Genomic DNA, 22208 nt, shown 5'->3' on the forward strand with positions numbered 1-22208 from the left:
TATAGAACGGTTTCAATACAGCTGCATTTTTTTAGAAAAAGTGTTTTTTACAATGGGGACAATTTATTAAAATTTATTTAATCCCCAAATTTTATCAACTTCTTTTTTTGTTAATGTAGTTATGGTTTTAACCTTTTTAGTATCCAATGAGTAACGATATAATTTAAATTTGTCAGATTTATATTCGCCTGCATAATCTAGGGTATCACCTTTCTTACTCCAAAACATATGGATAGCCCCAATAAGATCTACTTCCCTAGGTATATAAGTAAATGTTCCATCAGGGAGATTATAAATTGATACTCTACTAATTCCAGCATCTCCATGAGCAATAGCAAGTTTATTTCCATCTGGTGACCAACTACAAAAAGGTATATGAGGAGAATTTAACATTTTCACAATGTCGTTGATTACTTTGTACTGGCCATCGGTCAGATTCAATACGATCAATTTTGATCCAGCCATAGCATTTCCTACTATGGCTACATATTTCTTGTTAGGAGAAACTTCAAGTGATCGTATATCATATAGAGAGTCAGCAATAGTAATATTGTATTTTTGTTTGTTGCTTGTTACGACAATATCACTAAGAATTATGGATTGAGGCCCTTCATTAGCCGTTTTTTTAGCAGTTATTGTAACAGACCCATCACTTACTACGACCTTACTCTTGTCAGCTTTTTTCTCCATATTGTCACTCTGCATATAATATTGGGACATATTAAAATTACTGTTTGCTGCACTTATTGTTGATGTTGGGGTACTAAGAATACAGAATGATAAGGCAAGAACTGAAATACCAGTTATGATTATCGATTTTTTCATAATAATCTCCTTTGATTTTTTCGAGTAATTTACATCGACCCTCCTTTTATTCCACTAATATACAATCTTAATATAATGGCGTTAATTTCGCAAAATGATACATCATTATATTAAAATGTGCCTAAATATTAAGGAATATCAATCAATTTCTCTGTTAAGTTCAAAAATATTGAATTTTTATAAAGAGTCAAATATCTATTTCCTAACCCCTATTTTTTATCAGTGATTTCGTATTGATCAATAAAGCCAACAGCTCTTAATTCTTCACATGCAGCTTTGATACGTTCTATAATTTTATAAACCTGCATGATCGGCTGAGCATTATCAATTTGCCTCCAGTCAAGCACGGATTCCATGTCCATCAATCTCCGATCAACGGCAATGACTTTACTACTGCTGGTTCCCATTGAGGATGACCAGAAGACCGACCCTTGGCAATTCCGGCGACCGTATCGCTGGCGGCAATATTCCGCAGTAAATGGATCGTCTGTCTCTCTGTACCTATCTGCACCCTATCGATACACATAACAAAAAGCTGCACCCGGCATATGACCGGTGTGCAGCTTATCTATATTGGCCCCTGTTCTGTAATACGGGTTCACAGCATGGTGCAGTGCTCTCTACATCATTATAGCATCATGCTGAAGCCATACCCGGAAGCCATTGCCTTCTCCCTGTACTTCTTCCATCAGATCCAGTACCTGTTCGGCATACGGACCGAGAAGCTCACGGCTGCGTTCGTAGTTGAGCCATTCGATCTGAAGCGGCATCTCTACGCTGCCTGTCAGACAATCCCAGAGGGCATCCAGATTGCTACCATAATGATCCGGCAGATCCAGTACCTGCTTGAGCGTCTGGTGCAGCTCTTCTACTGTCGAGAAATCTTCACCGTTTAAAATCACTGTCTTCATGTATGCTCTCATTATCCACACCTTACCTTGTTCAACATTTACAATACCATTCCTACTGTTCCAGTCGGCATCTTAACGTGAACCTGTACTTCCGGAAGCCTCCTGGTACCGGCTTCCCTATCTGGGCCTGAGCGACACTGAGACCTGACGCATGACAGCACGACACGCCTGCCAGATACATTTTCTTCTCCTGGCAGCCATTTATGATCAGCTATTCAGTTATCTCATTACCTTTATAACATATTCCCTTTGTAAAAGAACCCTATTTATTATGCATTTTTGTAAAAATTCTAAATAAGATTACTACGGAAATGGTTGCAGGCAGTCTCTCCCAGATTCTGTATATACGGAGCCGGCAGAACAGCCTGCCGATGATCCATCTCCAGTCCCTTCATGGGTATGTACAGAGTCACCAAGTTACCAGACTACCAGAAACCAGGCCGGATGGAAAGCGGAATCTGAAGGATAATACCGGTATGGCGGTCATGATAAAACGGCTCCATTCGCTGGCTGTGTTCTATCCGTTGTTAGTGTAAAAAAACCTGCCAGCCAACGATCACCGGCAGGTTTCTGGGGAGGTCTGACTGTATTGTCAGATCCATTATTTGCTGTTAATGTTGTCCTTTTTTGGCTTTATAGGCACGGGAATACTGGTCTGCTGCAATGATCGCATCCTTGACATCATCGGCAGTAACGACAAACGGCAGATTATGGGCAGTCTCATCCGGTTTGGTCGCTGCCTGAGCCACACGATACAGATCTTCATCGGAGACATCAGCGATTTTCAGATCTTCCAGCGTTACCGGCAGATCGAGACTGATATAGAAGGCGATATAGCGTTCAATCTCATGAATCGGCCGTTTCTCCAGGGCCAGCTGTGTCAGCGTACCAAAGGCAACTTTCTCTCCGTGGGTCATATGGTGAATATCTCCCTCAAGTACGGTAAATCCATTATGAATCGCATGGGCTCCTGCCAGACCGCCGCTCTCAAAGCCCAGTCCGCTCAGCAGAGTGTTGGCTTCAACGACTGCATCCAGTGCAGGCGTGACTACTTTGCGCTGAACCGATTCGTAGGCCAGCAGACCAAAGTCAAACAGTGTTTCTTCACATTTACGGGCAATCGCTTCAGCGGCGAGTGTCGGCAGTCCGCCTGCCATCGTCGTCGCGCGTGCTTCGATAACCGCCCGTGCTTCTACCCAGGTAGCCAGTGCATCGGCAATACCCGAGGACAGGAATCGTGCTGGTGCTCCGGCAATAATTTTGGTATCGACCAGAATCAGATCCGGATTTTTATTGTAAAATTTGTAGCTCTCGAAGATACCTTCATCGGAGTAAATCACGGACAGTGCACTGGTTGGCGCATCGGTGGATGCTGTAGTCGGAATAATGACGGTATAGCCGCCCAGCACATCGCTGACTGCCTTGGCAGTATCAAGCGTTTTGCCGCCGCCTACACCGATGACGATTTTGGCTTCATTTTCCCGGCCGATCTCTACCAGCCGATTGATCTCGTTGGTGGATGCTTCCCCGTTAAATACCGCTTTAACATAGCCTACAGAGGCTTCTTCCAGGCTTTTCAGTACCTGATTGCCTGCAATATCCCATACGATATCATCCGCGATGACGAGGGATTTGTCTCCTTTGAGCGCCTGCACATACTGACCTGCTTTTTGGATTACATCTCTTCCCTGTACATATTTGCCCGGACTGATAAATACGCGTTCTGTCATGATATATTGCTCCTCTCCAACCTGTAGTTGCTCATGCGCCTTGATACAGGAAGCACATGAATGAAGTCCACTATTCCGCTATGTACCTGATTGATCTGCCAGTCTGCTGGCCGGGATCCGAATGAAATAATCTCACTCTTCCCGCTGCTGTAGCTTATGTTTTCTGAGCCTGTATACTCAGCTTGCTGGCCGCATATGACGGCTGGCCTTCGCGAATAAATAGGCTTCCTTTATATATTCACCAGAAGTACTATCACACTAACAGTCATTCCTTGTCGAATATGAGAACAATATAAATAAACATTTCCAAGAAATCCAATAAAATATAGCAAAAAGGCCTCATTCCATAAAGAATGAGACCTTTTCAGGCAAAAAATAATGCGGTCGAGAGGACTCGAACCTCCACGGGGGTAAGCCCACACGGACCTGAACCGTGCGCGTCTGCCAATTCCGCCACGACCGCATAATCTAATGTTACCGTTCCATATCTAAATTTCCCGGCCACAAGAAATAGAATACCATATTAGTTAGCAAGCGTCAAACTTTATTTTTCTATATTTTTTCTTCTATAATAAAGGTTATACGGTCAGCATATAATGGCAGTGTTCCTCCTGCAGAATCGTCGGAATCTGTGATCACCGGCTTCCCGATAAGTTCTCTTTCCAGTCTCCCTCTGTTCTGTTCACTCCTATGTGCCACCACTCCGTTTCCCATCCGATTCGCCTGCTGGATCAGCCGAGGAACCAATGCTGTACGGAGTGGTGCGACAATTCCGTAAGAGTCTGCAGTCTGGCTGGATACCGCCAGCTGCAATCAATATGCAGTACGATGCCGATTGTTACTAACCTCGTATTACATGCTTATTTGGCTGCAGCTACCGGCAGCTGGTGACGCATTTCCCACAGCTCGGCATAGCTGTGAATGACCACATCCGCCTCACTCAGATTCTGATTACCGGACCCCGGATTCTGGTGACCGATACAGCGCATGCCGGCAGACTTGGCTGCCCGCACTCCATTGCGGGAATCTTCGATTACCATGCAGCGTTCCGGAGTCACTCCAAGAATCTCGGCGGCCCGCAGGAAAATATCCGGTGCCGGCTTGCCGTGTGCCACCTCTTCCCCACTGATCATATCGCGGAAAAAGCGGCGTATTTCCAATCTTTCCAGAATCAGTTCAATCAAGGCACGCGGAGACGATGAAGCGACCACCATGGGTACACCGGCCTCTGTCAGCCATGCCAGCCAGTCGGTCAGCCCGTTGAACGGCTGCAGTTCCGGATGCTCGCGAATCACATCCATCACATGCTTCACATGGAACTCCAGCATCTGCTCTACCGTACAATCGAGTAGATGCTTCTGCTGAACCTGCTCAAACATGGATGCCAGCGTCACACCTACATACGTATGATGTTCCTCTTCATCCACACTGGCGCCAAAATGGACAAATGTGCTTTTTTCAATCTCAAAGTAAATCGGTTCGCTGTCAATCAGCACTCCGTCCATATCAAAAATAAAGCCTTCGACCGGCTCATGCTGCCAGTCTGCCGGTTCACGCTCAGCTGCAGAAGATAAAGAGTGTGCTGCAGATTCGTTGGAATTGGTTGTCATCGTCATTCCTCCATTACAAGTAAAATATCCTTTTTCCTTAGATTAACCCAATGCCTCTAGCGATCACCTGCGAGGCATCAGCAGGACTGTAACACAACCTTAATTGCGCTGGAGGAAGAAGTCAATGTGCCGTCATTGAGGTCACAGCCCAGCGTCTGGAATGCTTCCTTGTAGGATTGCAGCGGATACGTATGCGTGATCAGCTTGCTGGCAGGCACAAGCCCTTTTTCAATCATATAATGGGCTGTCGCAAACGTTCCGAGCGAGTCGATCGAACCGATAATCTTGAGACTGCGGTCTACGATCTCTTTGGGATTAAAAGTGTTGATACCGTCACGCAATCCGACCAGCATCAGATACCCGCCATGCGCCAGATTGGACAGAATCTGCGTACCGATCACACCGGTCGTGTCCACGACGAGATCCACCTGACGATCCTCCGGCGAGATCGCCTCCAGCGCCCCTTCAAAAGAAGAATATGTAGACCAGCGTTCCGGTGCGATCGAATCTGCCAGACGCATACGTTCTTCCGAGATATCGACGATGCTGCCTGTTACCCCTTTGGAAGCGAGAGCATAGCTGTACAGCATGCCAATCGGACCGGCACCGAGAATAATTGTGCGGAAATTGGGCAGCAGGTTGATCTGATTAATCCCGGTCAGCATGCAGCTCAGCGGCTCTGTCATGGTAGCTTCTTCATAGGTGACATGATCAGCCAGCTTGTACAGGAAGCGGTCTTCCGTTACATAATAATCGGTAAATGTACCATCACTGCTCACGCCGGTCTCGGTTGTACTTTTGTGAAGGCAATGATTCTGACGGCCTGTACGGCACATTGAGCATTGACCGCAGTAATACGTCGGATCGATGACGACGCGGTCACCCGGCTGCAGCGTAGTCACGCGTGCTCCCACTTCGATAACTTCCCCCGCAGACTCGTGGCCGAGAATGATAGAGGATTTGGCATGATATTTACCGCTGATAATCCCCAGATCGGTACCGCACACCCCTGTAGCATGAATACGCACGAGTACATCACGGTCACCGGTAATCATCGGACGCGGTCTTTCTTCCAGTGCAACATCCCAGGCAGAACGATAGACAAGTGATAACATTATTTAACCTCCTCGGGTCAACCCATTTTTTGTAGTACACGTTCCAGACGACCAACGATTTCGACGAGCTCATCTTCTGTAACCGTGAGTGACGGACGAACTTTGACCACATTGCCGAATCCATAACGGGAACCGCGCAGAATCAGGTTTTCTTCCTTGAAGGCCATGTCGATGATCGCATTGGCTTTGCGGGAATCCGGTGCGCCATCGGCATCCTGAATCTCCAGTCCCCACATCAGACCGACGCCGCGTGCTTCACCGATCGTATCCGGATACAGTTCTGCGAGCGGGTTCAACAGATTGCCGAGCAGCTTTCCTTTGGTACGTACACTTTCGAGGAAGCCGGAAGCCGATACCACTTCCATCGTCGATTTCGCAGCAGTCAGCGAGATCATATTGCTGCCCGAGGTAAAGGAATGCTCATGCTTTTCCAGCACATTCAGACGGGATTGCATCAGGACGGCAGCCACCGGCACACCGATTCCGCCAAGTCCTTTGGCGAGGGTAATAATATCCGGCTTGATATCAAACAGCGTGCTCGCATACATCTCGCCAGTGCGGCCGACGCCGGTCTGCACTTCGTCCGCAATCAGGATCATCTCGTGCTCATCACACAGTTTGCGCAGCTGCTGGAAATATTCCATCGGTGGAATAATGTTGCCGCCATTGCCGAGGATCGGCTCGATAATCATGCAGGCAGTAGATCCTGAACCACCGAACTCCAGCTGATCCGATAATGCTTCCACACACTGCATGGCACAATGCTCCGGATCGGTCTGGAACGGGCATCTGTAGCAGTACGGCACAGGTACATGCAGCGAATTGGGCACAGAGGAGTTCGGGAATCCTTTGCGGCGGAACGCATTCCCTGAGATCCCGGTAGCAAATTGGGTCTGTCCATGGTGAGAATAGAACAAGCTGACGATATCCGTGTCACCGGTATACTTTTGTGCAATCTTGGTCGCACATTCATTCGCCGTTGAACCGGTAATATCACGCATCCAGCCAGCGTCGATTCCATTTGGCGCTTCTTCCAGCAGCAGGGACAGCACTTCCTCTACATACGGCTCGGTAAAAGAAGATGACATATGGGTGAGATTCCCCACCTGCTCCTGGATCTTTTCAACAACATAAGGGTGATTGTAACCCAGCGACAGGTTGAATGTACCGGACACGCCGTCCAGATATTCGTTCCCTGCATCATCAATTAAACGGATTCCTTTTCCAATCGAAAATCGGCTTTCAGTAGTAGTTGACATGTATAATCCCTCCGGATGAATGTAATTGCAATCGGTTAAGAGGCAACGGTAACAATGCGATTCTTTGATCAAATAAATTGTTAACTGGTTGTTAAAAGAATATTATTCTGATGAATCAGCCTTGGAATAGATGGACTATCCGATAGACCGACCCGCCAGGACAACGCCGCCATCCATTCCAGTGACATGTCCTATACCTTCATACTGGAAAAGCAGGCATCACCTCCTTTACAGAATAGGATGCAGGAATCATGCTGCCGATCAGTACTTGGACTCGATCCCGGTACGCAGGGAGGTATCTGCCGATTTGAGCTGCTGCACCAGAATGATACTGATCAGCAGAATGAGTGCGAACAGAGCGAAGATCCACAGTGTCGGCCCAAATGACCAGCGATCCATACTCCATCCGATAACATACTGCAGTATAGAACCACCAATCCCGCCCGCTGCAATCAGTGTACTGGTCGTCCGTTCCACCATGCCCGGCAGCAGCGTATTGGCAAATACGAGCCCAATCGAGAACAGTCCTGATATGAACAGCCCTACGCCGAAGATCAACAGGTACATCATGATCGGATTGGTGAAAAAGGCCAGTGCGCTGATCAGCACCATCGAACCGATCGCACTGCCGATCAGGAAAGGAACATAACTCATTGTCTCTGCCATCCGTCCAACAAATAATCTGCCGATCGTAATCGCACCCCAGAAAAATGTCACACTAAGCGAGGCGGCCGAGTCGCTGATCGAGATACTTTCAATCAGAATGGAGGGCAGGAAGTTCATCATCCCCAGCTCTATGCCCATATAGACAAAGAAGAACAGAACGAAGATGGACAGCAGCCGCAGCTGGGCACCGGTATAACGTGGCTTGGCTGCAACAACCGTCTTGCTGTCCGGCTGTTGATCCTGATGCAGATGGGCCGAGCTGTCAGTCGGCATTCTCAGCCAGAACAGCAGCAGGACAAAGGTCGACAGCGCCACCGTATAAAAGGATAGGTTCCAGACATGCAGGTAAATGTACAGACTGGCCAGCGCCGGCAGCAGCATCGAGCCGACACCAAAGTAGACATCCAGCTTGGTCATGGCAACCGCTTTTTGCTCTTCGGCAAATTCGATCGTAAATGCCCCAATTGATGACTCAATAATCCCCGAACCAAAGCCGACGAATATGGTCATCACCACCAGCAGTGCCCAGACCGGCATCGTTCCTATCACCGCATAAGCAATCGTAATCGCAGCCAGTGCTACCAGCAGCAGTCTCTTGCGTCCAATACTTGCAGATAACGATGGCGAGACCAGTACACCTGCCAGAAATCCGATAAATTGCAGGAATAGCAGCGTACCTCCATCACTGTAATCACGCCCATAGTGAGGCAGGATCACCGGCAGCAATGCCCCCAGCATTACGCTGGTAATTCCGATCAAAAAGTAAAATGCACAGCTCAGTCTAAAAATCCGTTTCATAATTCTCATCATCCTTCCAAAAATATCTTATTTAGCTTGATATTCCCATTTTATTTACACATAATGAACTAGCGAACAGCTGCCATTCAGCTGTTGCCCATTTTATCCAGCAAAGGAGCAGGTATGATGAAAAACGTATTGGAAAATTTCACAGGTCAAGCGATGGACGAACGATTGCAGTGGTACTGTCCTCCACAGGAATGGGAAGTATCCACAGACAAAAAGGTACTCTCCTTTAAGCCGCTTGCAGAGACGGACTTCTGGCAGAAAACGCATTACGGATTCCGCGTCGACAATGGACATTTCTTGTTCGCCGAAGTATCCGGCGATATCACGGTAACAACCAGAGTTCGTACATACCCGGTGCACCAGTATGATCAGGCCGGGTTAATGATCCGCTTCTCCGAGCAATGCTGGCTCAAGACATCTGTCGAGTTTGAGACCGAGGGCCATGCCAAGCTGGGCGTCGTCGTGACCAATAATGGCTTCTCCGACTGGTCCACTCAGAATTTCCAGGCAGGCTTCACGGAGCTGCTCTTTCGGATCAGCCGGGCTGCCGGTGACTATACCGTCGAATACGCCGAGCAGGAAGGTGACACCCCAGAATCAACAGAGTGGCATCAGATAAGAATAGCGCATCTATTCGATGATATAAGCGATCAGACCCCTTTCCAATGCGGAGTCTATGCATGCAGCCCTCAGGGACATGGCTGTCAGGTCGAATTTGAATTTCTCCATATCGAGCGTACAGACAAAGCTTCCAGCTGAGAAACACATCTGGAATATATGTATATGAATTGTTACATTTACAATAATTAACTATAGATACTTTTATTATGACGGTCAATGTAAAATTTGCGTGACATTACGGATATGGGATGGCCATCATAAATAAGATATATTGCAATTTATTGAACAATATGGAATGACAATCTTTGATTTTCACATTATCGACAAAACCTTATTATTATGTACGAGGTCTTTTTTTCTTCAGAAATGACTGCAAATATGTACTACATTCCAAAACATCTATTTTTATTAGCTAATTCACATATTTATTTATATTTTATTACTTCTTGTATACTGGCGTATGCGTACGAATACCCCGTTATTATCCAGAAGGCAGATTTTCTTCCGGTTAATTGCGGGTTTTTTATATGCTGACTATTTTCAATTTTTATTATGTAAAAATATGGAATAAAGAGAAATATATAAATTCATCAGTTTTTTTGCGCATACGTTTGCATAATGGATATTGGTAATTCACTATCCTATTCTGCAACAAATGCAAACGTAAGTATACTGCTTTTTCAATTAAAATAACAGAATATTGATAAAATTTTTCAGAGAAACACTTGTCCAAAATGCAACAGACTTATTGTATGAAGAAGCAGGTTATCGTAGTTCCAATATGACATGCTAACATAACATTATGGAACTGTTAAAAGGACAATTATACTGCCTGATCACCCGCATAATTTTAGCAGTCTGAATAATCCACTTCCCTGAAGTCTCGAGGAGCAGTGAGAGCCATTACGATTATTTTCCAAATATTTGATTATGCTGCTCTCGAAACATCTTATTTTTCTTCTTTTTCTGCATAAATTGCCTGTTTACCGTAACTTTTACTTGCCAAATATCCCCATGTTCGGTACAATAAGAACATAAGTTCTCATAAGGTGGTGACATGAATGGCTGTCTTTTTATCTGAAGAAGAACGTTCCCTGGTAAAAAGCTATCTGCTGCTTGTTTATATTCAAAAGAAATTTGATCATGATACACGTGCGCTGGAAGAAAGTGATCAGCTCAGTGCGCCAGGCCTGTACCGGGAAGTGATCCGAAGTGCTGCTGACCGTGCCAACCTGCTGCTATCCGAGGTAAGACGTGATCTGCGCAAGCAGAATCTGCGTCTGTATGAGGTCGACCAATCCGACAGCAGTGTCGAAGCCCAGATCCTCTGCAAGGGCCATCATGGCACCTTCCAGATCCCGGCGGTAGAGTTCCGTCAGGAAGCGGCTGAGCGGATGCGTGCCTATCTGGGGCTGATACCGGCAACAGAGGCTTCTTCTGCACCGGCTGACGACAGACAGCCTGCACCCTATAATCCGTCCCGTGTACGCGAACCTGCACGTTACTCCGGTTATTCCCCTTATCGCACAGGGACCTGAGTATAGAAGCTACAACATATCTTCTCTATATTTCGTCTATCCTTTATTTTATATACACTTTCCTTTTTACTATATTGGTTATGAAGAACTGCAGCGTATAACTCGCCTGCACAGATTCTACTCCTAACATAAAAAAGCCATCTGCAGCGGACTCCAATCCGGCAGATGGCTTTTATTATTTATGGTCTTGCCTGCTTTTCCTTTTACTGTTGTTCTTGCTGAGCGTCCAACTCTCCCGCTTCATCCTGTTCCAGCGGATCAATACGCGGGTCTTTGGACGGCTGAATAATATAGCTGCGACTCAGCTTGGCCACATTACGATTTGGACGACGGATCAGTACATGTTCATCATCCCAGGCAATGACGATTCCTCGTACATCATTATCACGTATGCCATCCCGCACGACCCGGACTTTCTCTCCGGACTGGCGATAGGTGTCCAGTTGCTCTTCTGACATCATCATCTTCACCCTCTTTGCTCACTATAGATTATGCTATTCTTACGCAATCTCTAATCTTCTACAAAAAAAGACCTAAATGAGATCATTTAGGTCTGAATGCTTGTTGAATGACTTCCTGCTATGATCAGCGCTGTGCGTGTTCTTTGGAATCGTTTTTCTCGAACCAATAATCAAGCACTTTCGCGGACATCACACGCTCGTTCACGTACTCTACCTGGTGATCGGAAAATTGCGATTTCCAGTTAAAGTCCAGCTCTTGACACAGATTCACAATGGTCAGCAATTCAGACCATGCTACATAACGTTTGTACCAGAAGAACTGCGGATGTTCAATCATATAGGGATACAGGTCATCAAATTCAGTATGCTTACAATCCAAAGCACGCTCGAAGTGTACTTTTGCGGCGGCCAGTTTATTGATAAAAAACTCTTCAGTGATCGGCTCTTTGCTCATTAGTCTGCCTCCCCTCCCTAACATATCTTTATTATAAGACATTAATACCCCATTTGGAAAGAAAATATCATGTTTTCAGTCAAAGGATATCCGTAATTGTCAAGTTCTTGTTATAACATGGGGCCATATTTACACTATCGGCTATCAATGTCCATAAAATAAGATACACCAAAATAAAAGGTTTAAACATAAGTTGCCAGGATTAGACGAAAGTAATCTTGCCTTCATCCAGCGAAGCAATCTTTACCAGTGAATCCAGACGAATCCCCTGCTCACGGATCGACTGTGCTCCATTTTGGAAGCATTTCTCGATAACAATGCCTACACCGACCAGTGTCGCTCCAGAGCGCTGAATGATCTTGACCAGACCACGTGCAGCATCTCCATTGGCGATAATATCATCGATAAAGAGAATACGGTCATCGGCACTAATGAACTGTTGGGACAATACAATATCCGTCACAATGCCCTTGGTAAAGGAAGGCACACGCTCTACCAGTGCATCCGGATCGGCAAGCAGTGTCTTTTTGCGGCGGGCGAATACGAGCGGAACGCCCAGTTCATGCGCTGTTGCAAAAGCGATCGGAATGCCTGACGATTCTACAGTGACAACACGGGTAATCTGTTCGGAACGGTACAGCTGTGCAAACTCCCGGCCCATCCGCATGGTCAGCTGGGGATCTACCTGCTGGTTCAGCAGAGCATCCAGCTTCAGTACATCATTCGATAGTACAGTGGCTTCCTGCAAAATTCGTTGTTTGAGTTCTTCCATGATTCGTCCTCCATCACTCATATTCTGATGGCTTGTGCTGCATCAGTATTCCGTTGTCAGCTGATCCCTGGTGACTTGTACGCCCGGTCCCTCTTTTCTACTGATGCCATTCCATCCGGCGGCTGTCTCGATCATACGCATACAGACGATTATATCATGCTGCATGTCCATCTGTAGTATGGATTTGATTATACCGGATTAGCGAAGGCAAGTAATTTGCAAAATTGTCATGATTGTCGTCTTCCTACTGCTGCATTACTCGCTGTCCGATTGCTGGACGGTAAGGTCGGGCATTACATGAAGCGGATTCTCGGTCAGGTACTCCAGATACAGCCTTTTGAGTTCATTGACCACATGGGTGAGCGAGTATTGATTTTTGGCTTTTTCCCAGCCGGTTCGAGCCAGTTCATAACGATACGAAGGATCGGCAATGACTTTCTCCAGCGCATCGGCGAGCAGCTGCTCCTGATCCGGGGGTACCAGCAGGCCATTGACGCCGTTTTCGATCTGTTCGGCAATACCACCTACATTGGTGCCGACCAGCGCCAGCCAGCAGAGTGCAGCCTCGGCAAATACGGAGCCAAACGCTTCTGCCCGGGAAGGCAGCACAAAAATATCAAAGAACGGCATAAACTCTTCCGGATGCAGGGTGTATCCGTAGAAAATGGTATCCTCGTAAATGCCCAGCTGCTGGGCCATCTGTTCCAGATCCGTACGACTCGGTCCATCCCCGATAATATGCAGCACATAATTATGACCGCGCTGCTTGAGAATGGCGCAGGCTTTGAGCAGTGTGTCCAGCCCCTTGGCGGGGACGAGACGGCAGACCGTCATCAACTGCGGCACTTCATTTTCGTGCGGCACAGGCTTAAAGCGTTTCTCATCGAAACCGTTCGGCAGCACCTCGATCCTCTCAGGATGCTCCACGTAGGCGGACATATACGTACGGAAGGAGTGGGACACGGTCATTAGGCGATCCGTTCGGTATTCCAGCTCACGATACAGGGATGTGAGAAATTCCTGCTCCATGCTGCCTTCCGTAATTTTGCCGTTTAGCAGCAGCTCGCGTTCATAGCTGGAGTGTACGGTTTGTACAATCGGCGTATCCGGGAACACCTCACGCATGACCAGTCCGACCAGCGGATGATGGGAATGAATCAGATCATAGGGCTTGTTCAGCCGCAGACGCGCCCACCAGCGGTAGTCACGATAGGTCTGGATATATTTCTGCACCACCGGGCTTGCGTCATACACAGTCCAGTCAAACGTCTCAAACACGACGTCATCCTTGCCTTTGTTACGTATCCGTTTGGGTAAAGAGAAGATCTCCATCTCCCAGCGTGCAGAACTGAACCGTTCCTGCAGGTAGGGAATCATGGACGAGACGCCTCCCGGTTGTTCAGGAGGAAAAAACAGGGCTTGCAGCAATCTCAAGAATATTCCTCCTTTCCCTTATTCGTTACTTCAATATATCAACATAACCATGCTGATCATCAAGTCTGACTCTATACAACAAGATTGTATCATGTATCGGGGCAGACCAACATCATAAAACCGCTCAACTGCTTGAGCGGCTTCAGATCAGGCTGTTATCCGGTTGATTGATGGATATATGAGAGTGCTGCCGCACCAAGGCTGCACTATTCGGTGCAGCACTGTAATTGAACAGATCAGCCAGTTACTCCGGCGTACTTTTTGAGCATATGATAGACGCCTTCCTCATCATTGGAGTACGTGACTTCATCTGCGGCCGCCTTAACTTCGAGCGGTGAATTATCGACGGCAATACCGAGACCGGCATATTGTATCATCGACAGGTCATTGTAATAATTGCCGATCGCCATAATCTCTGCAGGAGCGATGCCCCGGCTCTCTGCCAGTGCCTGCAGTGCGTCTCCCTTGGACGCCCGGGGATGCATCAGATCGATGAAAAATTCCCCGCTGCGCAAAATGTTAAACTCCGGCGTCCACAGGCTCCACTCCTTATAAGCGGCGTCCAGCTGATCCGGCGAAGCAAAGGCGCTCAGCTTCAGCACGGGCGCTGACAGCCCCTCCCACGCCGGCAGCAGCAGCGGCTTCATCTGGAAGCTCTGGAACTTGGCATACATCTCCTGTGCTGCCGCCTGCATGTTCTCCGGCGAATCCACATATATTTTAAAAGCGGTATTGATATCAAAATGAATATCATGCTGGCGGCAGTAGTGCATATAAGTTTCCAGTGCAGCGGTATCCAGTGGAAACTGGTGGATCACTTCACGGGTACCCGTATGCACAGTCGCCGCGCCGTTATGCACGATTACACAGCCTTCTTCATGCAGACCCAGTTGCTCCATATAAGGAATGGAGTTTACCGGCGTCCGTCCGGTACATAATACAATCTCAGTGCCGCGGGCAGCCACTTCCTGGAGTGCTGCAGCTGTCTTTGGGGAAATCTCGTGGTTGCTGTCCAGCAGCGTACCATCCATATCAAGAGCGATTAATCGATAGTTCATTGATCCACCTGCCTGTTTTTTAATATATATCCAGTATTATTGGTTGATTAGTTGATGAATTGACCAGTCGATCATGAAATATGGTCGGCTGCAGTTCGCCCTATCGATTCCAGTTCTGCTGCCGTCAATTCACGGTATTCGCCGAGCGGCAGCGCAGGGTCCAGCTGCAGAGCACCCATGGAGAGCCGCTGCAGATAGATGACCTTTTTGCCGACTGATTCGAACATCCGCTTGACCTGATGGAACTTGCCTTCGGAAATGGTCAGTTGAATCCGGGATACGATGCCTTCCGGTGTAGGCATGTGTTCCAGAATACGCAGTTCTGCCGGAAGTGTCTCGTATCCGTCATCCAGTGTGACACCCTGACGGAACGCTGTAATATCATCTTCGCCGACTTCTCCCATCACATCCGCCGCATACGTTTTGGGAACATGCTTGCGCGGAGACAGCAGATCATGGGCCAACTGACCATCATTGGTGAGCAGCAGCAGTCCTTCGGTATCCTTGTCCAGACGTCCAACCGGGAACGGCTGGAATACCTGATACTCCACATCCAGCAGATCGACCACAGTACGGTCATGCCGGTCTTCGGTCGCCGAAATGACGCCCTGCGGCTTGTTCATCATCAAATATATATATTCACGGTACATGATCTGTTCCCCGTCAAATTCAATCTTTTCCTGATATGGATCGACCTGCAGTCCGCTGTCCTTGATGACTGCATCATTGACGGTAATCCGTCCCTGCTTGGCTGCACGCTTCAATTCACTGCGTGTGCCATAGCCGAGATTGCCGAGTATTTTGTCCAGACGCTGTTTTTTTACCGGTTTATTCATCGTTTAGATCCATCTCCATCCTGCCGGGTATTCGTTTTTGAGTATGTCGCCCTGCTGCCATTTTCCCCAGCCTGCCGAGAAGCCGTCGATACATACGAGCACATAGCCGCGCGGGGATGCTCCCTGGTCACACTGAATGCGCTCAGCCGGAACCGACAGCGTCTCGCCTTTGAGATACGATATCGCTTCCGGCGAATCCGCACTCAGATTCAGCCTGCGCTTGGCTTCGGCAGGCACCAGTGCGGCTGCCAGGGCGTGCCCTGGGGTAAAGCGGCCATTTTTGTAAGAGCCAAGATACCATCCCGGACGGATTACCTTGAGACCCTGCAGCCGGTTCTCCTCCACCGGGGACTGATACATATTCTGGCCAAAAGTAATCAGACGCTGCACTGTCCAGTCTCCGGTCAACTCCTGTCCGCTGAACTCCATCCACAGTTGAGGAGGAGATGCTTCCTCCGTTCCTTGCGTCCGACTGCCGGCCGCTCCGCGTGCGGATTTGCCTTTGGACTCCGGACGTCCTCTGGAGTCGTCTCTGCCCGCCCGCCGTTCTGCCTTTTTCTCTGCCCGGCTATCCGGTCTGGAGGCAGCATGACGCTGCGGCCGTTCTTTATAGGTATGAGCGATGACGGGCGGCTCAGCAGGTATATAATCCGCCTGGCGAGCAGCCTGATGGTCCAGCACAGCGATATAATGCCCTTCTCCCTCCAGCTGATGCGGCCATAACCGAACGGTTCTGCTCGTCTGCTCGATCGATGCTGGAGACACCGGATTATACTCATCTGCCGAAATGGCGGTCAACACCGTCTCTCCCTGCTGAATCTCCTCCTCCACCCGGTGTGCCCATTCACTGCGTCCACGGCCAAAATGTTCGGCATGTGCAGGCAATGTCACGGTGAACTCCGGATGCTGATCGAGGAACACAGCGATACTGCGTTCATTTTCCTCCGGGGCAAAGGTACAGGTCGAATACACAATCCGGCCGCCCGGCGCCAGCATCGTCGCTACGGTCTGCAGAATATCCCGCTGCATGATCGAACAGCGTTCCACCGAATGGTTAATCCACTGGCGGGCGGCATCGTCGTCCTTGCGGAACATGCCTTCTCCGGAGCAGGGAGCATCGACCAGAATTTTATCAAAGAAACCGCCAAACCGGGTGGCAATCACCTCGGGTGATTCATTCAGAATCACGGCATTGCGGACACCGTACAGTTCCATATTTTTGGCGAGTGCGCGTGTACGCTCTGCACTTAGATCATTGGTAACGAGCAGTCCCTGACCCTGCAGCGCTGCCGCAATCTGGGTCGACTTGCCGCCCGGTGCCGCGCACAGATCGAGTACACGGTCACCCGGCTGTACATCGAGCGCTTCGACCGGACTCATCGCGCTTGGCTCCTGAATATAATAGAGGCCTGCATAATAATACGGATGCTTGCCGGGGCGTGCTGCAGCATCCACATAATAGCCGGTCGGACACCAGGGAATCGGCCGCAGTTCGAACGGCGACTGCTGCCGGAACTGCTCATTGGAAATTTTCAATATATTTACACGCAATCCCGCACGGGGTGACTGCTCATAACTGTCCATAAAGGACTGGAATTCATCACCAAGCAAATCCTGCATCCGCTGCACGAATTGCGGCGGTAATTGTACTGACATAAGGTTATAGGCTCCTTCTGGGTAGATAACGTACTTGTTAAGAACAAGCTATATTTTAGCATATTTCCCTCTCCCTGCGGCGACAAAACAAAAAGCCTGCCTTTTACAGGCAAGCTTTGTTGTATGCAGGTACAGATCAGTAGTCTATTAATCTCTATGGGTACGAAGTTGTATGGAGCTGTGGGCAGATCCGATATGACCGAAATTGGTTACTCGGCACCTGATCCCTTTGCCTTGGGCCCGCGTTCGTATCCGGTACGCTGCGGAATATTCACCAGGATCGTAAGGGATGCCTCCTCTACCGCTTTACGCAGCAGCGGGTCGACAATCTCAATATCCAGATCATAAAATTCAAATGGCTCCTGCTCATAACGCTCCAGCCGCCGAATATACCGTTCCACATCATGCCGCAGCTTGTCGAGATTAATCCCCAGCATATCGGGAGCATAAGGAGACAGCTTACGGTGGCTGCTTTGCAGCATTTTCAGGGCACCGCTCAGCTTGTTATACATGGAATTGATCGTGCCATTGCGGAAATGGTACAGCCCGACCGCTACCTGCAGCAGTCCCTGATAGATGGGTTCTCTGCCTTTTTCCAGCCACAATTCTTCCAGTACTTCATGACACTCAAAATAATCCCGATCCCGGTTAAAGTATACCAGGTAGGCTACATACAGAGGTTCAAACTCAGCGCTCATGGTTTTCCTCATCAATCGTTCGTGAAGCGGCTTTGCGCTTGCGCTTGACATCATCAGCCAGCTGACGGAGGCCTTCAAAGTCCTTATTTTGCCAAAGTGCGTTGAACTTGTCCTGACTCTCGATCGCCTCGGTAATCATATGATGGAAATACAGGCGATGAATATCCGTCAGTACCCGCTGGACGATGCTGGCATCATCCTCAAAGCTCTTCTGGGCATCCAGGATGTCTTCACGGATGCTGGACATCTCGTTATCCAGGATCATCGCCGCTTCGGCTGCTGTTTTCAGCCGGTTGCGGATCGGTGTCGGCAGACTCTGCCGGTATTTGTAATTTAGGGAGTGCTCGATCGTCGCCCAGAAGTTCATCGCCAGAGTCCGGATCTGAATCTCGGCCAGTACAATTTTCTGACCGAAGGCTGTCTGTACCGGATACTCGGCGATCATATGGAAGCTGCGATAGCCGCTGTCCTTGAAGTTGGTAATATAGTCTTTTTCATAAAGAACAGTCAGATCCTTACGGGCGCGAATGTACTGCGCAACCCAGCGGATATCCTCCACGAACTGGCACATAATCCGGATGCCTGCGATATCCTCAATTCCTGTCTCAAGCTCAGTCATCGGAACGTCCAGACGCTTGGCTTTATCCAGAATGCTGGATATTTTTTTGACGCGCCCGGTGACAAACTCGATTGGCGCGTATTCTTCCCTCTTTTTGAGTTCGGCGCGCATAGTTTTAAATTTCACCTTTAATTCTTCAACCGCTTGTTCATAGGGAAGCAAGAATAATTCCCAGTCTCTGTCATCCATCTTCATGCCTCCTCAGTCTATGACCTCATTCTTTCGAATTTACATGTATTGGGGTTTGGATTAGCGGTGGTCTGCCCCGACCGCCTCCGAGATATGTGTGAAGCCGTCACGCTTCATAAGCTCACGGATCCCGTTATGCAGCTCACGGGTCACCTGAGGACCTTCATAGATAAATGAAGTGTAAATCTCCACCAGACTGGAACCTGCCTTGATTTTGTCATAGGCATCCTGACTGGAGAAAATGCCGCCGCAGCCGATTATCGGCAGTCTGCCGCCGGTCTGACGATAGACGCTGGCAATAATCTCGGTAGAGCGCCGGGTTAACGGACGTCCGCTGAGACCGCCTGCCTGTCCGGCATCAGGATGGGTTAATCCCTCTCGCGACAGAGTTGTATTTGTTGCGATCAGGCCGGCTGCTCCGCTGGACTGAATCGTATCCACCATATATTCCAGCTCCGCCTCGCTCACATCCGGTGCAATCTTCACCAGCACGGGCTTTGTCGAACCATGCTGCTGTTCCTGACGCTTCATCTCCGCCATCACGGCAGCAAGCAGTTCCTTCAGTTCATTGCCATGCTGGAGGTTGCGCAGATCCGGCGTATTCGGTGAACTGATGTTGACGACAAAGAAGTCGGCATATGGGTAAAGGGTACGGATACAGGACTCGTAATCGTCAGCAGCCTGCTCATTGGGCGTTGTTTTATTTTTGCCGATATTCACAGCAATCGGGATGGGACGGGCATTCAGTTCCTGAAGCCTCTTCGCCATCGCATCGGCACCTTCGTTGTTAAAGCCCATCCGGTTTACGAGCGCCTGATCGGATGGAAGACGGAACAGGCGTGGCTGTTCATTACCCGGCTGAGGGCGCGGTGTAACTGTGCCCACTTCCATAAAGCCAAAACCGGATGCCGATAATCCAGGCACTGCCTGCGCATTTTTGTCCAGCCCTGCTGCCAGACCGACCGGTCCCGGGAATCTAATCCCGAATAATTCTGTCGTCATATCCGGTGTACTTGTAATGCCGTACATGGAATTCATGGCTGCCAGCGTACCTGGAATGCGCACGCCTGCGCCCAGTCCGCCGATCACAAGATGATGCGCTTTTTCCGGGTCCATCCGGAACAATACGGGTTTGAAAATGTTACGATATAACAAGTTGCATTCACTCCGTTCCTGGCATTGGCCAACCGTCTGCATGCGTATCCTGCAAGGCCTCTTCCGACCGGCCTGCAAATTGATCTCTATAACAGTTTATCCTGTTCCGGGTCAAAAGAAAAGCGATCTTCTCGTTTTAAGAAGACCGCTTCCGGATTGCCGTTTGGGTTCATTCGCTGCACTGACAGGCATCGGTAAATTTAATTCAGCCAGTGATACGTTGTATGGGGATCCGTCTGTTTCTGGCTCTTGCTCGTCTCAAAGCGTTTCTCCGGTACCCAGACCTTACCGGGCAGTACATCGCTGGCAATAGTGACTTTGGTGCCGAGCGGTACCATATCGAACAGTTCCTCCACATCGGCTTGATCCATCCGTACACAGCCAAGCGAATCGTCCAGCCCGATACTGTCCGGTTCATTCGTACCATGGATCGCATAGTTGGTATCGGAAAGCTGCATGCCCCGGCTGCCAAAATCACCGTTCGATTTACCGTTCGGATCCACCACCTTGATGGAGATATTAAATGTGCCTTCCGGCGTTTTGGCGCCGCCCAGCCCCACTTCATAGTTACGCAGCAGCACCGATCCGCTCGCTACAGCCAGCCTGTGCTTTTTCTTGTCTACGATAATCTCCAGCGGCTGCTGGAAATAAGGCTGGCTGCCCAGCGTCGAAGCCATAATTTGCGCAGCTTCGCTATCCGAACCGGCTGCTGCACTGGCAGGCAGCTCGCTGCCGCTTTGCAGTGCTTTTAGAGCGGTAAAAGTCTGATTCATGACTTCTGTACTGCCGGACAACCAGTTACCCGGGAACGCAGCTTCCAGCTGATCTGGCTGGGCAGGCAGTTTTCCTTTGGCCGTCCAATAATGATGGATAGCCGTCTGCATAGCTGCCAGCTCCTCCTGCTGCTGCATCCATTCTCCGGCTTCCTTTTGATAATGACGCAGCTGTCCAGGCTTGCAATGACAGTTCTCCGCATCATAAGACTGGATCATCGTCTGTCCGGGGTAATCCCCTTCTGTCAGCGTATACATAACCGGCAGCTTCGGCTTCCATAGCAGCCATTTGTCCGACTTTTCCATTCCCAGCACAACAGCCGTATTCGGCGCTGTCTCCAGTGCCTGCTGCTTCATATATCCGGTAAAGGAAGTCGTCGCCTCGTTACTGCCATATGACAGCCCTATCGCTGTAAAGGCAAGCGGAGCACGGAACGGTGGCTTTTTCGGTTCAGAATTACCGATATCCTTGCCGGTTTTCGTCTGGATCGGAGCAGAGGGATTATTCTGGGCCGCGAGCCGGCCGCCGTCGTACGGCGCAGCGACTGAACGCATCATGAACAGGAACAGCAGCACCACTCCCAGCATACTGTAACGCCACCGCCGTATTTTCTGCTCCCGCTTATGCGCCATTTCCATCACTTTGGCTTCATAATCCTTGAGTACATCAGCCGGTACTTTACTGTGTTCAAAAGCTTCGTAAATATCACCAGCCCGGTTATAACAATAGTTGGCCTTGCCGACCTGTCCGTCTGCTTCGTATTCCTTGCCCAGCAGGTACCAACCCATCCGGTTATTCGGATGCATTTTCACATAACGTTTCAAATACAGTAAGTTTTTCATTCGTCCATCCCCGGAATGGTTTCCGAATCTCCCTTCTTTGTAATATCAGATTATGTATTCTTCTCTGCGCAGAGTATGCCTATTATCTTCTATATCGGACAATACCCTCTTTTCTTCCAGTCATTTGCATAGGGCTGACGAATCAATTTGCATGATGCTATTTGCGCAAAAAAACGCC

At 48.9% G+C, this 22208-nt stretch carries 21 protein-coding genes and 1 tRNA gene; 2 read left to right on the forward strand and 20 right to left on the reverse strand.

Features of this window, described 5'->3' with window-relative positions; translation table 11 throughout:
• Positions 1–66: 66 nt before the first annotated feature.
• The 9 genes from M1D61_RS14425 to M1D61_RS14465 all read right to left on the reverse strand — a co-directional run bounded on the left by M1D61_RS14425 (position 67) and on the right by M1D61_RS14465 (position 8914).
• The gene (locus M1D61_RS14425) at positions 67–825 is read right to left on the reverse strand and encodes a TolB family protein (RefSeq protein ID WP_458119320.1); all 759 of its coding nucleotides are present in this window, start codon (positions 823–825) and stop codon (positions 67–69) included.
• 209 nt (positions 826–1034) lie between these two features.
• Complete coding sequence (locus M1D61_RS14430) at positions 1035–1181, reverse strand: hypothetical protein (protein ID WP_458119321.1); 147 nt, start codon at positions 1179–1181, stop codon at positions 1035–1037.
• Positions 1182–1445: 264 nt separating this feature from the next.
• Complete coding sequence (locus M1D61_RS14435) at positions 1446–1736, reverse strand: barstar family protein (protein WP_458119322.1); 291 nt, start codon at positions 1734–1736, stop codon at positions 1446–1448.
• 611 nt (positions 1737–2347) lie between these two features.
• Positions 2348–3466, reverse strand: a complete 1119-nt coding sequence (locus M1D61_RS14440; protein ID WP_458119323.1) for a glycerol dehydrogenase — start codon at positions 3464–3466, stop codon at positions 2348–2350.
• 379 nt (positions 3467–3845) lie between these two features.
• Positions 3846–3929 (reverse strand) — tRNA-Leu (locus M1D61_RS14445).
• 397 nt (positions 3930–4326) lie between these two features.
• Positions 4327–5076 carry an HAD family hydrolase gene (locus tag M1D61_RS14450; protein WP_458119325.1) on the reverse strand — a complete coding sequence of 250 codons (750 nt, stop codon included), beginning with the start codon at positions 5074–5076 and terminating at the stop codon, positions 4327–4329.
• Between the two features lie 77 nt (positions 5077–5153).
• Positions 5154–6191, reverse strand: coding sequence for a zinc-dependent alcohol dehydrogenase (locus tag M1D61_RS14455; RefSeq protein ID WP_458119327.1), 1038 nt, complete (start codon positions 6189–6191; stop codon positions 5154–5156).
• Positions 6192–6208: 17 nt separating this feature from the next.
• On the reverse strand, positions 6209–7450 hold the full coding sequence (locus M1D61_RS14460) for an aspartate aminotransferase family protein (RefSeq protein ID WP_046215253.1): 1242 nt from the start codon (positions 7448–7450) through the stop codon (positions 6209–6211).
• A 261-nt stretch (positions 7451–7711) separates the two neighbouring features.
• The gene (locus tag M1D61_RS14465) at positions 7712–8914 is read right to left on the reverse strand and encodes an MFS transporter (protein WP_458119328.1); all 1203 of its coding nucleotides are present in this window, start codon (positions 8912–8914) and stop codon (positions 7712–7714) included.
• Between the two features lie 123 nt (positions 8915–9037).
• Here M1D61_RS14465 and M1D61_RS14470 point away from each other — a divergent pair, with 123 nt between their 5' ends.
• Positions 9038–9682 (forward strand): DUF1349 domain-containing protein, encoded by a 645-nt coding sequence (locus M1D61_RS14470; RefSeq protein WP_458119329.1) that lies wholly within the window; start codon positions 9038–9040, stop codon positions 9680–9682.
• Positions 9683–10605: 923 nt separating this feature from the next.
• A complete protein-coding gene (locus tag M1D61_RS14475; protein ID WP_458119330.1) occupies positions 10606–11082 on the forward strand; it encodes a hypothetical protein in 477 nt (158 codons plus the stop codon).
• 203 nt (positions 11083–11285) lie between these two features.
• Here M1D61_RS14475 and M1D61_RS14480 read toward each other — a convergent pair whose 3' ends face one another.
• The 11 genes from M1D61_RS14480 to M1D61_RS14530 form a co-directional block, all read right to left on the reverse strand.
• The gene (locus M1D61_RS14480; RefSeq protein WP_458122516.1) at positions 11286–11543 is read right to left on the reverse strand and encodes a hypothetical protein; all 258 of its coding nucleotides are present in this window, start codon (positions 11541–11543) and stop codon (positions 11286–11288) included.
• A 124-nt stretch (positions 11544–11667) separates the two neighbouring features.
• A complete protein-coding gene (locus M1D61_RS14485) occupies positions 11668–11997 on the reverse strand; it encodes a hypothetical protein (protein WP_046215249.1) in 330 nt (109 codons plus the stop codon).
• A 202-nt stretch (positions 11998–12199) separates the two neighbouring features.
• Entirely contained in the window at positions 12200–12769 is a 570-nt protein-coding gene (locus M1D61_RS14490; RefSeq protein WP_458119331.1) for a xanthine phosphoribosyltransferase, read from the reverse strand.
• Positions 12770–13024: 255 nt separating this feature from the next.
• Complete coding sequence (locus tag M1D61_RS14495) at positions 13025–14203, reverse strand: glycosyltransferase family 4 protein (RefSeq protein WP_458119332.1); 1179 nt, start codon at positions 14201–14203, stop codon at positions 13025–13027.
• Positions 14204–14439: 236 nt separating this feature from the next.
• Complete coding sequence (locus M1D61_RS14500) at positions 14440–15261, reverse strand: Cof-type HAD-IIB family hydrolase (RefSeq protein WP_458119334.1); 822 nt, start codon at positions 15259–15261, stop codon at positions 14440–14442.
• A 71-nt stretch (positions 15262–15332) separates the two neighbouring features.
• Positions 15333–16097 carry a pseudouridine synthase gene (locus M1D61_RS14505; RefSeq protein ID WP_458119336.1) on the reverse strand — a complete coding sequence of 255 codons (765 nt, stop codon included), beginning with the start codon at positions 16095–16097 and terminating at the stop codon, positions 15333–15335.
• A 3-nt stretch (positions 16098–16100) separates the two neighbouring features.
• On the reverse strand, positions 16101–17753 hold the full coding sequence (locus tag M1D61_RS14510; protein WP_458119337.1) for an RsmB/NOP family class I SAM-dependent RNA methyltransferase: 1653 nt from the start codon (positions 17751–17753) through the stop codon (positions 16101–16103).
• 209 nt (positions 17754–17962) lie between these two features.
• Positions 17963–18451 carry a DUF309 domain-containing protein gene (locus tag M1D61_RS14515; protein WP_458119339.1) on the reverse strand — a complete coding sequence of 163 codons (489 nt, stop codon included), beginning with the start codon at positions 18449–18451 and terminating at the stop codon, positions 17963–17965.
• Complete coding sequence (locus M1D61_RS14520) at positions 18441–19259, reverse strand: GTP pyrophosphokinase (protein ID WP_046215242.1); 819 nt, start codon at positions 19257–19259, stop codon at positions 18441–18443. The genes M1D61_RS14515 and M1D61_RS14520 overlap by 11 nt, the downstream gene beginning before the upstream one ends.
• Positions 19260–19319: 60 nt before the next feature.
• Positions 19320–20414, reverse strand: a complete 1095-nt coding sequence (locus M1D61_RS14525) for a quinone-dependent dihydroorotate dehydrogenase (protein WP_458119340.1) — start codon at positions 20412–20414, stop codon at positions 19320–19322.
• Between the two features lie 200 nt (positions 20415–20614).
• A complete protein-coding gene (locus M1D61_RS14530) occupies positions 20615–22030 on the reverse strand; it encodes a L,D-transpeptidase (protein ID WP_458119342.1) in 1416 nt (471 codons plus the stop codon).
• Positions 22031–22208: the final 178 nt, after the last annotated feature.

It is taken from the genome of Paenibacillus sp. Z6-24, assembly GCF_054161335.1.

Bases quoted from the DNA above. Each gene is read 5' to 3' on its own strand.
- M1D61_RS14425 (WP_458119320.1), bottom strand. From the start codon at position 825: ATGAAAAAATCGATAATCATAACTGGTATTTCAGTTCTTGCCTTATCA.
- M1D61_RS14430 (WP_458119321.1), bottom strand. From the start codon at position 1,181: ATGGAATCCGTGCTTGACTGGAGGCAAATTGATAATGCTCAGCCGATC.
- M1D61_RS14435 (WP_458119322.1), bottom strand. From the start codon at position 1,736: ATGAAGACAGTGATTTTAAACGGTGAAGATTTCTCGACAGTAGAAGAG.
- M1D61_RS14440 (WP_458119323.1), bottom strand. From the start codon at position 3,466: ATGACAGAACGCGTATTTATCAGTCCGGGCAAATATGTACAGGGAAGA.
- M1D61_RS14450 (WP_458119325.1), bottom strand. From the start codon at position 5,076: ATGACAACCAATTCCAACGAATCTGCAGCACACTCTTTATCTTCTGCA.
- M1D61_RS14455 (WP_458119327.1), bottom strand. From the start codon at position 6,191: ATGTTATCACTTGTCTATCGTTCTGCCTGGGATGTTGCACTGGAAGAA.
- M1D61_RS14460 (WP_046215253.1), bottom strand. From the start codon at position 7,450: ATGTCAACTACTACTGAAAGCCGATTTTCGATTGGAAAAGGAATCCGT.
- M1D61_RS14465 (WP_458119328.1), bottom strand. From the start codon at position 8,914: ATGAAACGGATTTTTAGACTGAGCTGTGCATTTTACTTTTTGATCGGA.
- M1D61_RS14470 (WP_458119329.1), top strand. From the start codon at position 9,038: ATGATGAAAAACGTATTGGAAAATTTCACAGGTCAAGCGATGGACGAA.
- M1D61_RS14475 (WP_458119330.1), top strand. From the start codon at position 10,606: ATGGCTGTCTTTTTATCTGAAGAAGAACGTTCCCTGGTAAAAAGCTAT.
- M1D61_RS14480 (WP_458122516.1), bottom strand. From the start codon at position 11,543: ATGATGTCAGAAGAGCAACTGGACACCTATCGCCAGTCCGGAGAGAAA.
- M1D61_RS14485 (WP_046215249.1), bottom strand. From the start codon at position 11,997: ATGAGCAAAGAGCCGATCACTGAAGAGTTTTTTATCAATAAACTGGCC.
- M1D61_RS14490 (WP_458119331.1), bottom strand. From the start codon at position 12,769: ATGGAAGAACTCAAACAACGAATTTTGCAGGAAGCCACTGTACTATCG.
- M1D61_RS14500 (WP_458119334.1), bottom strand. From the start codon at position 15,261: ATGAACTATCGATTAATCGCTCTTGATATGGATGGTACGCTGCTGGAC.
- M1D61_RS14505 (WP_458119336.1), bottom strand. From the start codon at position 16,097: ATGAATAAACCGGTAAAAAAACAGCGTCTGGACAAAATACTCGGCAAT.
- M1D61_RS14510 (WP_458119337.1), bottom strand. From the start codon at position 17,753: ATGTCAGTACAATTACCGCCGCAATTCGTGCAGCGGATGCAGGATTTG.
- M1D61_RS14515 (WP_458119339.1), bottom strand. From the start codon at position 18,451: ATGAGCGCTGAGTTTGAACCTCTGTATGTAGCCTACCTGGTATACTTT.
- M1D61_RS14520 (WP_046215242.1), bottom strand. From the start codon at position 19,259: ATGGATGACAGAGACTGGGAATTATTCTTGCTTCCCTATGAACAAGCG.
- M1D61_RS14530 (WP_458119342.1), bottom strand. From the start codon at position 22,030: ATGAAAAACTTACTGTATTTGAAACGTTATGTGAAAATGCATCCGAAT.